Origin of the sequence: Klenkia terrae, assembly GCF_037083865.1 — a bacterium.
Taxonomy (GTDB): Bacteria; Actinomycetota; Actinomycetes; order Mycobacteriales; family Geodermatophilaceae; genus Klenkia; species Klenkia terrae.
The window spans coordinates 44,563-57,279 of the sequence record NZ_JBAPLV010000002.1 but is presented as its reverse complement, the minus strand read 5'-3'; the positions used below and the strand labels follow the sequence as shown (position 1 = coordinate 57,279).

At 73.9% G+C, this 12,717-nt stretch carries 13 protein-coding genes; 3 read left to right on the top strand and 10 right to left on the bottom strand.

The window, feature by feature from the left end:
* Positions 1-8: 8 nt before the first annotated feature.
* Both UXQ13_RS02275 and UXQ13_RS02270 read right to left on the bottom strand, forming a co-directional pair.
* On the bottom strand, positions 9-968 hold the full coding sequence (locus tag UXQ13_RS02275) for an HAAS signaling domain-containing protein (protein WP_225232840.1): 960 nt from the start codon (positions 966-968) through the stop codon (positions 9-11).
* Complete coding sequence (locus UXQ13_RS02270; RefSeq protein WP_225232841.1) at positions 965-1,300, bottom strand: PadR family transcriptional regulator; 336 nt, start codon at positions 1,298-1,300, stop codon at positions 965-967. The genes UXQ13_RS02275 and UXQ13_RS02270 overlap by 4 nt, the downstream gene beginning before the upstream one ends.
* Before the next feature lie 179 nt (positions 1,301-1,479).
* Between UXQ13_RS02270 and katG the strand changes: the two genes are divergently transcribed.
* Complete coding sequence (gene katG / locus UXQ13_RS02265) at positions 1,480-3,723, top strand: catalase/peroxidase HPI (protein WP_225232842.1); 2,244 nt, start codon at positions 1,480-1,482, stop codon at positions 3,721-3,723.
* Between the two features lie 22 nt (positions 3,724-3,745).
* Here the strand turns inward: katG and UXQ13_RS02260 are convergent, their stop codons facing one another.
* From UXQ13_RS02260 to mca, 5 genes are all read right to left on the bottom strand, one after another.
* On the bottom strand, positions 3,746-4,990 hold the full coding sequence (locus UXQ13_RS02260) for a geranylgeranyl reductase family protein (RefSeq protein WP_225232843.1): 1,245 nt from the start codon (positions 4,988-4,990) through the stop codon (positions 3,746-3,748).
* Between the two features lie 69 nt (positions 4,991-5,059).
* On the bottom strand, positions 5,060-5,776 hold the full coding sequence (locus tag UXQ13_RS02255; RefSeq protein WP_336391746.1) for a hypothetical protein: 717 nt from the start codon (positions 5,774-5,776) through the stop codon (positions 5,060-5,062).
* Between the two features lie 118 nt (positions 5,777-5,894).
* Positions 5,895-6,419 carry a phosphate-starvation-inducible PsiE family protein gene (locus UXQ13_RS02250; protein ID WP_225232844.1) on the bottom strand — a complete coding sequence of 175 codons (525 nt, stop codon included), beginning with the start codon at positions 6,417-6,419 and terminating at the stop codon, positions 5,895-5,897.
* Positions 6,420-6,453: 34 nt separating this feature from the next.
* Complete coding sequence (locus UXQ13_RS02245) at positions 6,454-6,774, bottom strand: hypothetical protein (protein WP_225232845.1); 321 nt, start codon at positions 6,772-6,774, stop codon at positions 6,454-6,456.
* Entirely contained in the window at positions 6,771-7,667 is an 897-nt protein-coding gene (gene mca, locus UXQ13_RS02240) for a mycothiol conjugate amidase Mca (protein ID WP_336391745.1), read from the bottom strand. Before mca ends, UXQ13_RS02245 begins: the two co-directional genes overlap by 4 nt.
* A gap of 165 nt (positions 7,668-7,832) precedes the next feature.
* Here mca and greA point away from each other — a divergent pair, with 165 nt between their 5' ends.
* Both greA and UXQ13_RS02230 read left to right on the top strand, forming a co-directional pair.
* A complete protein-coding gene (gene greA, locus UXQ13_RS02235; protein WP_225232847.1) occupies positions 7,833-8,336 on the top strand; it encodes a transcription elongation factor GreA in 504 nt (167 codons plus the stop codon).
* Positions 8,337-8,346: 10 nt separating this feature from the next.
* Positions 8,347-8,721: an RNHCP domain-containing protein gene (locus UXQ13_RS02230; RefSeq protein ID WP_263639422.1), complete on the top strand. Its 375-nt coding sequence runs from the start codon at positions 8,347-8,349 to the stop codon at positions 8,719-8,721.
* 31 nt (positions 8,722-8,752) lie between these two features.
* On the opposite strand, the gene UXQ13_RS02225 is transcribed toward UXQ13_RS02230, so the two are convergent.
* From UXQ13_RS02225 to UXQ13_RS02215, 3 genes are read right to left on the bottom strand one after another with little or no spacing between them, the layout of a single operon-like run.
* Positions 8,753-10,822: a M3 family metallopeptidase gene (locus tag UXQ13_RS02225; protein ID WP_225232849.1), complete on the bottom strand. Its 2,070-nt coding sequence runs from the start codon at positions 10,820-10,822 to the stop codon at positions 8,753-8,755.
* 38 nt (positions 10,823-10,860) lie between these two features.
* On the bottom strand, positions 10,861-11,667 hold the full coding sequence (locus UXQ13_RS02220; RefSeq protein WP_225232850.1) for an ABC transporter permease: 807 nt from the start codon (positions 11,665-11,667) through the stop codon (positions 10,861-10,863).
* On the bottom strand, positions 11,664-12,638 hold the full coding sequence (locus tag UXQ13_RS02215; RefSeq protein WP_225232851.1) for an ATP-binding cassette domain-containing protein: 975 nt from the start codon (positions 12,636-12,638) through the stop codon (positions 11,664-11,666). The genes UXQ13_RS02220 and UXQ13_RS02215 overlap by 4 nt, the downstream gene beginning before the upstream one ends.
* Between the last annotated feature and the right edge of the window lie 79 nt (positions 12,639-12,717).

Below are 12,717 nucleotides of genomic sequence, written 5' to 3'. Positions count from 1 at the left end.
GGGCCTGCCTACGGCGTCGGCACCGCCGGGTCAGCTGCGGGCGGGGTCGGCGTCGGCAGCGGGACCTCGGTCTCCTGCGCGTTGCCGTACTGGTCGTACGCAGTGACCACCTGAGCCTGCGGGTAGGCGTTGTCCGGCTGGGCCGGCCCGCTCTGCGGGCGCACCTCGCTGCCGTCGATGGTGTAGGTCGACAGGTTGTCGATCGGGCGGCCGTCCTGGTCGTAGAGGAGGACCCCGGTCAGCGGCTCGCCGTCCGGGCCGTACGGGACGATGTTGGTGATCGGCGTCCCGTCCTCGTGGGTCAGCGTGGTCGGCCCGGTGTCGTAGGAGACCTCGGAGGCGTAGTCCGGGGACGGCGCGGCGGCGACCAGGCCCACCGTCGCCACCAGCGCGCAGACCGCCAGGACCAGGTTGGCGGCGGCGGTCGCGTGGGTCAGCGGCGTCCCGGCCGCGCGGGTGCGCAGGCCCCAGCGGACCGACCAGGCCACCGCCCCGGCCGTGACCAGCCACCCGATGACCCCCAGCCCCAGGGTCGGCAGCGGCAGGTCCACCGGGCCGGTGAACACCGCGTCGACGGCCGCCACGGCCGCCCAGCCGCGGACCACCCACCAGGCCGGCCGCAGCTCGGGCAGGAACTCCCGGACGGCGACGACGGCCGAGTGGTCGCCGTACCGCTCGCGCAGCCGCTCGATGAGCCCCCGCCGGGCGGTGCCGGTCGGTGCGTCGGGCGTCGTCTCCGGCAGGCCGGCCGCCCGGCGCAGCTCCGCGGCGTAGTCGGCCGGGGACCCCAGTCGGTCGGTCAGCGGGCCGGGGGTCTCCGCGGCGACCTCGACCAGGTGCTCCTCCAGGTCCTCGAGCAGCTCCTCCAGCCGGGCGGCGGGCACGTCGGCGAGGGCCTCGCGGACCTGCCGGGCGTAGGCCGCGACCTCCGGGTCGGTGGTCGTCTGCGTGCCGGTCGGTGCGCTCATGCCGCCACCTGGGCCTTCCCGGCGAGCAGTGCCGCCATCGTGTCCGCGAACCCCGACCAGGTCTTGGTCGACGTCTCCAGCTGGGCGCGGCCCGAGGCGTTCAGGCCGTAGTACTTGCGGTGCGGTCCCTCCACGGAGGGGACGACGTAGGAGGTGAGGTGCCCGGCGGCGTACAGCCGGCGCAGGGTGCCGTAGACCGACGCGTCGCCGACGTCCTCCAGGCCACCCGCGCGCAGCCGCCGGACGACGTCGTAGCCGTAGCCGTCCTCGCCGTCGAGCACGGCCAGCACGGCGAGGTCCAGCACCCCCTTGAGCAACTGCGTGGTGTCCATGCGCCCTCCGGGCCTCGTCGGTGGATCGCACACTACCGCGCACCGCGCACTACCCCGGACACGCAGGTACCGGTGTGTCGGAACCCGACCGTCCCGTCGCGGCGTTCCCCGCCAACCCCGACGATCATCGAGGGCCGCCGCGCGGCCCGCACCGGACGCTCGAGGAGAGGGCAACCACCATGACCCAGTACGCCGAGTACGACGACGTCCTCGAGGGGAAGTGCCCGTTCGGCGGGAACACCCTCGGCGGCGCGCAGACCTCAGCCCCGACGCTGTCGGACTGGTACCCCCAGCGCCTGCGGGTCGAGCAGCTGCACCGCGACGGCGCGGCCGCCAACCCGCTGTCCGACGAGGACTACGCGGCCGCGTTCGCCACGGTCGACCTGCCCGCCCTCAAGGCCGAGATCACGCAGTTCCTCACCACCTCGGTGCCCTGGTGGCCCTCGGACTACGGCAACTACGGGCCGCAGATGATCCGGATGGCCTGGCACTCGGCCGGCACCTACCGGATCGCCGACGGCCGCGGCGGCGCCGGGCAGGCGATGCAGCGGTTCGCCCCGATCAGCAGCTGGTGGGACAACGGCAACACCGACAAGTCCCGCCGCCTGCTGTGGCCGATCAAGCAGCGGTACGGCGCGGCGATCTCCTGGGCGGACCTGATCGTGCTGACCGGCAACTGCGCGCTGGAGATCATGGGCTTCCCGACCTACGGCTTCGCCGGTGGACGGCGGGACGCCTGGGAGGCCGACGACGCCACCTACTGGGGCCCCGAGCACATCGACATGACCGCCCCGAGCTCCTACGACGACATGGTCAGCCGCGACCAGCGGTGGACCGGGTCGCCCGGGGACGCCGACTACGAGCTGCAGCAGCCGCTCGCCGCCTCGCACCAGGCGCTGATCTACGTCAACCCCGAGGGCCCGGAGGCGAACGGCGACCCGGCGGCCTCGGCCGTGGACATCCGCATCACCTTCGGTCGGATGGCGATGGACGACGAGGAGACCGTCGCGCTGATCGCCGGCGGGCACGCCTTCGGCAAGAGCCACGGCCAGGTGGCCGCCGCCCGGATCGGCGCGCCGCCGGAGAACGCCCCGATGGAGGCCATGGGCCTGGGCTGGCACAACCCCCAGGGCGCCGGCAACGGCGCGGACACCATGACCAACGGCATCGAGGGCTCCTGGACGCCGGACCCCACGACCTGGGACAACGCCTACCTGGAGAACCTGTTCGGCCACGAGTGGGAGCAGACCCGCAGCCCCGCGGGGGCCCTGCAGTGGACCCCGGCCGACCCGGCCGCGCCGCGCACCCCCGACGCGCACCGCCCGGGCGTCGAGCACCCGCTGATGATGATGACCAGCGACATCGCGCTCAAGGTCGACCCGGTCTACCGGGAGATCTGCCAGCGGTTCCTGGCCGACTTCGACGCCTTCACCCTGGCGTTCTCCAAGGCCTGGTACAAGCTCACGCACCGCGACATGGGTCCCAAGGCCCGCTACCTGGGGCCCGAGGTGCCGGCCGACGACCTGCCCTGGCAGGACCCGCTGCCCGCGCCCACCGGCACCCCGCTGGGCGCCGACGACGTCGCCCGGCTGGCCCAGGCGGTCCGCGACACCGGCCTGAGCACCTCCGACCTGGCCTACACCGCCTTCTCCGCCGCGGTCACCTACCGCGACAGCGACAAGCGCGGCGGCGCCAACGGCGCCCGGCTGGCGCTGGCCCCGCAGAAGGACTGGGTGGTCAACCGGCGCACCGTGCCGGTGGTCGCCGCGCTCCGCGAGGTGGCCTCCCGGGGCGGCGCCAGCCTGGCCGACGTGGTCGTGCTGGCCGGGTGCGTGGCGGTCGAGGACGCCGCCCGCGCCGCCGGGCACGACGTCCGGGTGCCCTTCACGCCGGGCCGGGTGGACGCCACCCAGGAGCAGACCGACGTCCCGACGTTCGAGTGGCTGGCCCCGCTGGCCGACGGCTTCCGCAACTACACCCAGCCCGACCTCGCCGAGGTGACGTCGGTGTCCCCGGAGCAGCTGTTCCTGGACAAGGCCGACCTCCTGGGGCTCAGCGCACCGGAGTGGGTGGCGCTCACCGGTGGCCTGCGCGCGCTGGGCTGCAACCACGACGGGTCGTCCACCCTGACCGACCGGGTCGGCGTCCTGACCCCGGACTTCTTCGGCACGGTGCTCAGCCCCGACCTGCGGTGGCGTGCGCTGGAGGAGGCCGGCACCCAGTTCGCCCTCGACGACGTCGACACCGGTGCGCAGGTGCACCGGGCCACCCGGCACGACCTGGTGTTCGGCGCCAACGCCCAGCTGCGTGCCGTCGCCGAGGTCTACGCCAGCCGCGACGGCGAGGCCCGGTTCGTCCGGGACTTCGTCGCCGCCTGGGACAAGGTGATGATGGCCGACCGGTACGACGTGCGGGCCGGCTGACCGCGAGGGCCTGCGCGCCGGTTCAGCCGGCGCGCAGGTCCGCGGCCGGGAACGGGGGGCGGTGGTCCAGCTTCACCGACAGCCGGCCGGCGGTGCGCCAGGCGCGGGCGGTCAGGTCGCGGTCCTCGTCGGTCACCAGGTTGCCCATGACCCGCAGCGCGACGGTCATCAGCACGCGCGAGCGCATGCCCACGGGTCCCGCCGCCGGCAGCAGCCGCGGCAGGGTGAGCAGCCCGGCCAGCCGGCGGGCGATGGAGAACGCCTCGCCGTAGTGCCGGCGCAGGGTGGCGGGCCACGCCAGCGACCAGTCGTCCTCGTCCAGCAGCCCGGCCAGGGTCCGGCCGGTCTCCATGCCGTAGTCGATGCCCTCGCCGTTGAGCGGGTTCACGCAGCCGGCGGCGTCGCCGACCAGCGCCCAGTTGCGGCCGGCCACCCCGGACACCGCACCGCCCATGGGCAGCAGGGCCGAGGCCTTGGCCCGCACGTCGCCGGTCAGCTGCCACTCCTCGCGGCGGCCGTCGGCGTAGAAGTCCAGCAGCGGCTTGAGCTGCACGCCGGCCGGCCGCTTGGCCGTGGCCAGGGTGCCCACGCCGATGTTGACCTCGCCGTCGGACAGCGGGAACACCCAGCCGTAGCCGCTGAGCAGCTCGCCCTGGGTGCCGCGCAGCTCCAGGTGGCTGGAGATCCACGGGTCGTCGCTGCGGGCGCTGGTGACGTAGCCGCGGGCGGCGACGCCGTAGGCGGTCTCCCGGTGCCACTCCCGGCCCAGCACCCGGCCCAGCGGGGAGCGCACGCCGTCGGCGACGACCAGCTTGCGGCAGGCCACGGTGCGACCGTCCTCGAACACGACGGCCGACACCCGGTCGCCGTCGCGCTGCACGTCGACGGCGCGGGCGCCCTCCATGGCGGTGGCCCCGTCGTCCAGGGCGACCTGCCGGATCTTGGCGTCCAGCTCGGTGCGCGGGACGGCGCTGCCGTGGTCGGGGAGGGTCCCGCCCGGCCAGGGCAGCAGCAGCTCCTGGCCGAAACCGGCGGCCCGCAGGCCGCGGTTGGTCCCGTGCGCGCGCACCCACTCCCCCAGGCCGAGGTGGTCGAGCTCGGCGACCGCGCGGGGGGTCAGGCCGTCGCCGCAGGTCTTGTCCCGCGGGAAGACCGCGGCGTCGGCGAGGACGACGTCGTGCCCGGCGCGGGCGGCCCAGGCGGCGGCGGCCGACCCGGCCGGCCCGGCGCCGACGACCAGGACGTCGGTGCTCTCGGGGGTGGTCACCCCCCCAGTCTCCCCGGCGGGGCGATCGAGGGGGTGACCACGGTGCGAGACCTGCCGCTCAGCCGGGACTCAGCCCAGCTTCGGGCCCTGGGCGCGGACCTCCTCGACGGACTGCATGGCCTCGCGCAGCTGGGTCAGCCACTCGTCGGCGTGCTGGCCGACCAGCCGCACCGACCACACCAGGGCGTCCGAGCGCGAGCGGGCCACCCCGGCGTCGACGAGGGTGTCCAGCACCAGCCGCTCGGACTGCCGCAGCCGGGTCATGACCGGCGCCGAGACCGTGGTGAACAGCTCGGTGACGTCACCGCAGCGGGCTCCCCAGGACACGGTGCGCCCGAAGCGCTCCTGGGCCGCCTCGGCGACCTCGACCCGGCGGGCGCGGGTGTCCTCGCGGAACCGGGCGATCCGGCCCGAGCGGGCGGCGTCGGCAGCGGCCGGCTCCGTCCCCACCTCGGCGGTGGGCTCGGGGACGGTGACCACGACGGTGATCTCGTCCCGGTCGACGGTCAGCTCGGGGGCGACCGCCGTCCAGTCGTCGGGCAGCCGGCCGGTGAACCAGCCGGCGACCTCGGCCCGGTCGACCGGCGGCGGGGCGTCGGCGCCGCGACCGCGGCCACCGGGGCCGCCGGGTCCGCGACCGCGGCCACCGCCGCGACCGGGGAAGCCGCGGCCGGCGCCGGCGAAGGCGGCCGCGAACGGGCCGCCCGGGGGGAAGGGGCCGCCGCCGTGCTCGCCGCGCTCGCGGCCGTGGCGGTGGTGGCCCAGGGGGGAGGGATGGGGACGCATGGCGCTCTCCAGGGGTGCGGAGGGCCCGCCGATCGGGTCCTGCTGTGCATCAATGTAAGCGTGTAATCAAGTAATGCAAGTGGTTGAGCGAGCGACAGCGACCGCGGACGGCGACGGATCAGGCCCGGTCGGCGGTCTCCGGGTCGGGCGGGGCGTTCTCCCCCTCGTCGGGCTCGCGCTCCTTGCGCCGCAGCAGCAGGGAGGTGAGGCCCAGCAGCAGCACCAGCACCCCGAGGACGCCGATCTCGATCATCCGGTCGTCGAACCCGGCGGTCCCGACCTTGCCGGCGGCCTCGACGCTGAGCACCACGATCTCCTTGATCGAGGCGATGATGCCGACCAGCAGGAAGGGCTCGGCGATCAGCTCGCGCTTCTCGACCGTCGTCCGGACCGCGAAGAGCAGCTCTACGACGATGAAGACCAGCAGGAGCACGTCGAGCAGCTCCAGCACCGGCGTGTCGGAGAAGTCCGAGACCAGTCCCCAGGTCGTCTTCCCGGCGAGCACCAGCAGGACCAGCGCCGTGACGACGAGGAACAGCGCGATCCCGGCGTAGACGACGTTCTCGGCGAGCTCGAGCACCCGGGTGCCCACCCGCCCGAAACCCGGCGGGTGCCCCTGCTTGTCGTCCCTCTGCACGGCCACGGCGTGAGCATGGGGCACAGCGGGGCCCCACGCCTCAGGACGCGGCGGTGGGCCCCTCGTCCGGGTCGGTGCGGCGCGGCGGCTCGATGGCCAGGGGCTGCCGGCGCAGGACGTCGAGCAGCTCCTCGCCCGGCCGCGGCTCGAACAGCTCCGAGGCGTCGTCGGGCACGTGGACCGGGGCCTCGGCGGGGTCGAAGCTGACCGGCAGGCGCTTGAGGTGCTTGCCCATCGAGCGGCCCAGCAGCAGGACGGCGACGAGGAGGACGACGGTCAGCAGGGCGCCCAGGGGGCCGGACTTGCCGATGTCCTCGGGCAGCTGCTCGCTGGCGGCCAGCACGGCCATGCCGACGGTCATCGGACGCCGACCTCGCTGCGGATCCCCGCGAACAGGTCGTCCTCGGGGGTGGCGCTGTCCACCGTCGAGCGGGCCAGCTCGAAGTCCTCGGTCGGCCACACCCGCTGCTGCATGTCCATCGGCGTGGAGAACCAGCGCCCGGTCGGGTCGATCTGCGTGGCGTGGGCGATCAGCGCGCGGTCGCGGATGCCGAAGTACTCACCGCACGGCACCCGGGTGGTGACCCGGTGGGAGATGTCCTTGGCCGGGTCCCACTTGTCCAGCATCTCGGCGTACGGGGAGTCCAGGCCGGCGGCGACCATCGCCTCGTGGATCGCCTTCGTCCGGGGCAGCGTGAAGCTCATGTTGTAGTACAGCTTCCCTACCTGCCAGGGCTCCCCCAGCTCGGGGTACCGGTCGGGGTCGGCGGCCGCCTCGAAGGCGTGCACCGAGATCTCGTGGGTCTTGATGTGGTCGGGGTGCGGGTAGCCACCGCGCTCGTCGTAGGTGGTCATCACCTGCGGCCGGAAGCGGCGGATGAGCTCCACCAGGGGTGCGGCGGCCTCCTCGAGCGGCACGAGGGCGAAGCAGCCCTCGGGCAGCGGCGGCATCGGGTCGCCCTCGGGCAGCCCGGAGTCGACGAAGCCGAGCCACTCCTGGCCCACGCCGAGGATCTCGCGGGCGGCGGCCATCTCCTCGGAGCGGATCTGCGGCAGCCGCTCCCACACCTCGGGTCGGTCCATCGCCGGGTTGAGCACGGAGCCGCGCTCACCGCCGGTGCAGGTGGCCACCAGGACGTCGACGCCCTCGGCGACGTACTTGGCCATCGTGGCCGCACCCTTGCTCGACTCGTCGTCGGGATGGGCGTGCACCGCGAGCAGTCGCAGCTGGTCCGGTTGGGTCACGTGCTCCATGGTCCCACCCGCGCGCGCCCGACGTCGGACACCCCGAACGGGCCTGCCCGGTCTCCGAACCCGTCACCGGGAGTGCGGCAGAGCACACCGGGGTGTTAGCTTGGTCGTTCGTCCGCAGCCGCTCCCCGCCACGGGGGGCGGCTCTTGAGTTGTAGGAGCACCCACATGGCCACCATCGACGAGCAGGACCAGGGCGTCTGGCTGACCCAGGAGGCCTACGACCGTCTCAAGACCGAGCACGACGAGCTGGTGGCCGGCCGCACCGCGATGGCCGCGGAGATCAACGCGCGCCGCGAGGAGGGCGACCTCAAGGAGAACGGCGGCTACCACGCCGCCAAGGACGAGCAGGGCAAGCAGGAGGGCCGGATCCGCCAGCTGGTGGACCTGCTCCGCAAGGCCCGGGTGGGCGAGCCGCCGAAGACCGCCACGAACGCCGCGCTGGGCACCGTCATCACCATCGCCTTCGACGGCGACGAGGACGACACCGAGAAGTTCCTGCTCGGCTCGCGCGAGATTGCCGGCACCACCGGGCTCTCGGTCTACTCCCCCGAGTCCGCCCTCGGCGCCTCGATCCTGGGCGCGGAGCCGGGCAGCTCGGTGACCTACCAGGCGCCCAACGGCAAGGACATCACGGTGAAGGTGCTCGCCGTCGAGCCCTTCGTGCCCTGAGCGCAGCGCCCTGAGCAGCACACCGGACGCGCACGACGCCGACGACCCCGGGAGCCCGCGCTCCCGGGGTCGTTCGCGTGCCCGGGAGAACACCACGTTCGCCTGCGTGCACTGCACGCGGACGGTGCCGCCCAACACCGACGGCCACTACCGCAACCACTGCCCGTACTGCCTGTGGTCCCTGCACGTCGACGAGGTGCCCGGCGACCGCGCCAGCACCTGCCGGCAGGCGATGGCGCCGATCGGGCTGGTGGAGAAGTCCGGCAAGGGCTGGCAGGTGGTGCACCGCTGCACGGCCTGCGGGCACCACCAGCCCAACCGCCTGGTCCGCGACGGCGAGTCCCCCGACGACCTGGACCTCGTCCTCGACCTGCCCTGGCTGTGACGACGGGAGGGCCGGGCCCTCCCGTCGTCGGTCACCCCAGCCCGCGACGCCGGAGCAGCGGGGCCGGGTCGGGCTCGCGGCCGACGACGGCGCGGAACGCGCCCAGCGGGTCGACCGAGCCCCCGCGGCTGAGCAGCTCGCCCCGGAAGGTGTCGCCGTTGGCCCGGGTGAGGCCGCCGTTGGCCTTGAACCACTCGACGGTGTCGGCGTCGAGCACCTCGGACCAGATGTAGGAGTAGTAGCCGGCCGAGTAGCCGCCGGCGAACACGTGGGTGAAGTACGTGGTGCGGTAGCGCGGGGGCACCAGGTCCGAGGCCACACCCGCGGCCTGCAGCGCCGCGGCCTCGAACGCCTGCGGGTCCTCGACCACGGTGTCCGGGGTGATCCGGTGCCAGGCCTGGTCCAGCAGCGTCGCCGCCAGGTACTCCAGCGTGCCGTGCCCCTCGCCCCACAGCGACGCCGCCTCGATGGCGGCGACCACCTCGGCGCCCAGCGGCTCACCGGTCTCGGTGTGCACGGCGTAGTGGGCCAGCACCTCGGGCCACAGCGCCCACATCTCGTTCACCTGGCTGGGGAACTCGACGAAGTCGCGCGGCACGCTGGTGCCGGAGAACCGCGGGTAGGTGACCGCCGAGGACAGCCCGTGCAGCGTGTGCCCGAACTCGTGGAACAGCGTGGTGACCTCGTCGAGGGTGAGCAGCGTGGGCTGCCCGGCCGCCGCGCGGGTGACGTTGAGGACGTTGAACACGACGGGCTTCGCGTCCAGCAGCCGGGACTGCGACACGAACGAGCTCATCCAGGCACCGCCGCGCTTGCCGTCGCGGGCGTAGAAGTCGCCCAGGTACAGGCCGACCGGCTCGCCGGCTGCGTCCGCGACCTCCCAGACCCGGACGTCGGGGTGGTAGCCGTGGAGGTCGGGGCGCGGAGTGAAGGTGTAGCCGTAGAGCAGCCGGGCAGCGTGGAAGACGCCGTCGACCAGCACCCGGTCCAGCTCGAACCACGGGCGCAGCGCGGCGGTGTCCACCGCGTAGCGGTCCCGGCGGACCTGCTCGCTGTAGAAGGCCCAGTCCCAGGCGGCCAGCTCGACCCCGTCGGCGGCGGCGAGCTCGGCGAGCACCTCGCCCTCGGCCCGGGCGTTGGCCACCGACGGCGGAACCAGGGTGGCCAGCAGCGCGTCGACCGCGGTGGACGTCTTCGCCGTCTGGTCGGCGGCGACGAGGTCGGCGTGCGTGTCGAACCCGAGCAGCCGGGCGCGGACCGCCCGCACGTGCGCGATCTGCGCGGCCACCGGGCCGTTGTCGTGCTCCCCGGTCGACGCGCGGGTCACCGACGCCTCGTGCAGCCGGCACCGCAGGCCCCGGTCGGCCAGCTTGGCCATCGCCGGCTGGCCCGAGGGCAGCACCAGGGTCAGCAGGTAGCCCTCCCGGCCGCGCTCGGTGGCCGCCGTGGCCGCAGCCGCGATCTCGGCCTCGCTCAGCCCGGCCAGCTCGGCCCGGTCGGTGACCAGCACCGCGGCGGCCTCGGTGGCCACCACCAGGTTCTGCCCGAACGTCGTCGACAGCTGGGACAGCTGCTGGTTGAGCGCGCGCAGCTGCTCCCGCCCGGCCTCGTCGAGCTGGGCCCCCGCGAGCACGAAGTCCAGGTGGTAGCGCTCGACCAACCGGACCGCCTCGGCGTCCAGGCCGTGCCCACCGGCGGCCACGGCCGCGTGCACCGCGTCGATCCGGGCGAACAGCTCCGGGTCCAGCCGCAGCGCGTCGGAGTGCGCCGCCGACAGCGGGGACACCTCGCGCTCGATCTCGCGCAGCCGCTCCGAGGAGTTCGACGACGCCAGTGCGTAGAAGACGACCTGGGCCCGGTGCAGCAGCTCCCCGGACCGCTCCAGGGCGACCACGGTGTTCTCGAACGTCGGCTCGTCGGCCGAGCCGGTGAGGGCGGTGACCTCGGCCCGCTGCGCGGCCATGCCGGCCAGCAGCGCCTCGCGGCAGTGCTCCAGGGTCAGCTCGGCGAAGGGCGGCAGCCCGAACGGCAGCGGGGACGGCTGCGCCAGCGGGTTCTCGGCGGGGAGGTCGGCGGTGGGGTGCGTCGTCGCGGTGCTCATCACCGGCCAGTGTGCCCCGCCGCCGCCGGCCGCCGCGCTCACCGACTGCCGGCCCGGAGGTAGGCCCGCACGGCCAGCGGCACGAACACCGCCAGGATGACCACGGCCCAGATCAGCGTGTAGAGCACCGGGTTCTGCAGCGACCAGGCGTCGGCGACCGGGACGCTGTCGGGCTGGTTGCCGAACAGGTCGCGCGCGGCCTGCACCACGGTGGAGACCGGGTTCCACTCGGCGAAGGTGCGCAGCACGGCCGGGAAGCTCTCCAGCGGCACGAAGGTGTTGGCCACGAACGTCAGCGGGAAGATCACGATGAAGCTGGCGTTGTTGACCACCTCGGGGGTGCGGACCAGCAGCCCGACCAGCGCCATCATCCAGCTGACGGCGAAGGCGAACACCAGCAGGATGAGGAACCCGCCGATCGCCTCGGGCACCGAGCTGTTGATCCGCCAGCCCACGAGCAGCCCGGTCAGCGCCATGACCACGATCGAGATGGCGTTGAGCCCGAGGTCGGCGACGGTGCGGCCGATGAGCACCGCCGACCGGGACATCGGCAGCGAGCGGAACCGGTCGACCAGGCCCTTCTGCAGGTCCTCGGCGATGCTCGCCCCGGTCGTGGTGGACCCGAACACGACGGTCTGGGCGAAGATCCCCGGCAGCAGGAACTCCGCGTAGGTGATGCCGTCGGGCAGCTCGATCGCGCCGCCGAACACGTAGCGGAACAGCAGCACGAACATGATCGGCGACAGCGTCGCGAACACGATCAGGTCGGGGACCCGCTTGACCTTGATCAGGTTGCGCCGGGTGATGACCAGGCTGTCGGTCAGGGTGTGCGACAGGGCGCTCATCGGCTCGGCTCCTCGGCGGGGGTCTCGGCGTCCTCGGCCGCGTGGCCGGTGAGGGTGAGGAAGACGTCGTCCAGGTCGGGACGGCGCAGACCGACGTCGAGCAGCGCGACGCCGCTGCCCTCCAGCAGCCGCAGGGCCTCGGCCAGGGTGGCCGCGCCCCCGGTCACCGGCAGCGTCAGCCGCCGGGTCTGCTCGTCGCGGTGCGGGGTGTCCAGCGCCAGCGGGCGCAGCAGGTCCGCAGCCGTCGCCAGGCCCTTGACCGAGTCGACGGTCAGCTCGAGCCGCTCACCGCCGACCTGGGCCTTGAGCTCGTCGGCGGTGCCGCGGGCGATCACCTTGCCCCGGTCGATGACCACCATCCGGTCGGCCAGCCGGTCGGCCTCCTCCAGGTACTGCGTGGTCAGCAGGATCGTGGTGCCGTCGCTGACCAGGTCGGCGATGAACTCCCACATGCCCAGCCGGCTGCGCGGGTCCAGCCCGGTGGTCGGCTCGTCGAGGAAGAGCACCCGCGGCCGGGCGATGAGCGAGGCGGCGATGTCCAGCCGCCGCCGCATGCCGCCGGAGTAGGTCTTGGCCGGTCGCCGGGCGGCGTCGGTCAGGTCGAACCGCTCGAGCAGCTGCCCGGCCCGGGTGCGGGCCTCCTTCTTGCCCAGCCGGTGGAGCCGGCCGACCATCTCGAGGTTCTCCTCGCCGGTGAGGTACTCGTCGACGGCGGCGTACTGCCCGGTCAGCCCGATCACCCCGCGCACCCGGTCGGCCTGGGTGACCACGTCCAGGCCGGTGACCTCAGCCCGGCCGCCGTCGGGGGCCGACAGCGTCGACAGGATGCGGACCACCGTCGTCTTGCCCGCGCCGTTGGGCCCGAGCAGCCCGAGCACCGTGCCCTCGGCGACGGTCAGCGAGACCCCGTCGAGGGCGGTGAAGTCACCGAACCGCTTGACCAGGCCCTCGACCACCACGGCATCGCTCATGACCGGGACCGTAGGTCGACCCACCGACAGAACCTGCGCACGTCCGCTCCCGACCGTCCCGGAGCCCCGGTCCGGGGTG

Coding starts and splice junctions, on each gene's coding strand:
- UXQ13_RS02245 (WP_225232845.1), bottom strand. CDS start 6,774: ATGACCGTCGGCATGGCCGTGCTGGCCGCCAGCGAGCAGCTGCCCGAG.
- UXQ13_RS02215 (WP_225232851.1), bottom strand. CDS start 12,638: ATGAGCGATGCCGTGGTGGTCGAGGGCCTGGTCAAGCGGTTCGGTGAC.
- UXQ13_RS02225 (WP_225232849.1), bottom strand. CDS start 10,822: ATGAGCACCGCGACGACGCACCCCACCGCCGACCTCCCCGCCGAGAAC.
- mca (WP_336391745.1), bottom strand. CDS start 7,667: ATGGAGCACGTGACCCAACCGGACCAGCTGCGACTGCTCGCGGTGCAC.
- greA (WP_225232847.1), top strand. CDS start 7,833: ATGGCCACCATCGACGAGCAGGACCAGGGCGTCTGGCTGACCCAGGAG.
- UXQ13_RS02275 (WP_225232840.1), bottom strand. CDS start 968: ATGAGCGCACCGACCGGCACGCAGACGACCACCGACCCGGAGGTCGCG.
- UXQ13_RS02220 (WP_225232850.1), bottom strand. CDS start 11,667: ATGAGCGCCCTGTCGCACACCCTGACCGACAGCCTGGTCATCACCCGG.
- katG (WP_225232842.1), top strand. CDS start 1,480: ATGACCCAGTACGCCGAGTACGACGACGTCCTCGAGGGGAAGTGCCCG.
- UXQ13_RS02255 (WP_336391746.1), bottom strand. CDS start 5,776: ATGCGTCCCCATCCCTCCCCCCTGGGCCACCACCGCCACGGCCGCGAG.
- UXQ13_RS02270 (WP_225232841.1), bottom strand. CDS start 1,300: ATGGACACCACGCAGTTGCTCAAGGGGGTGCTGGACCTCGCCGTGCTG.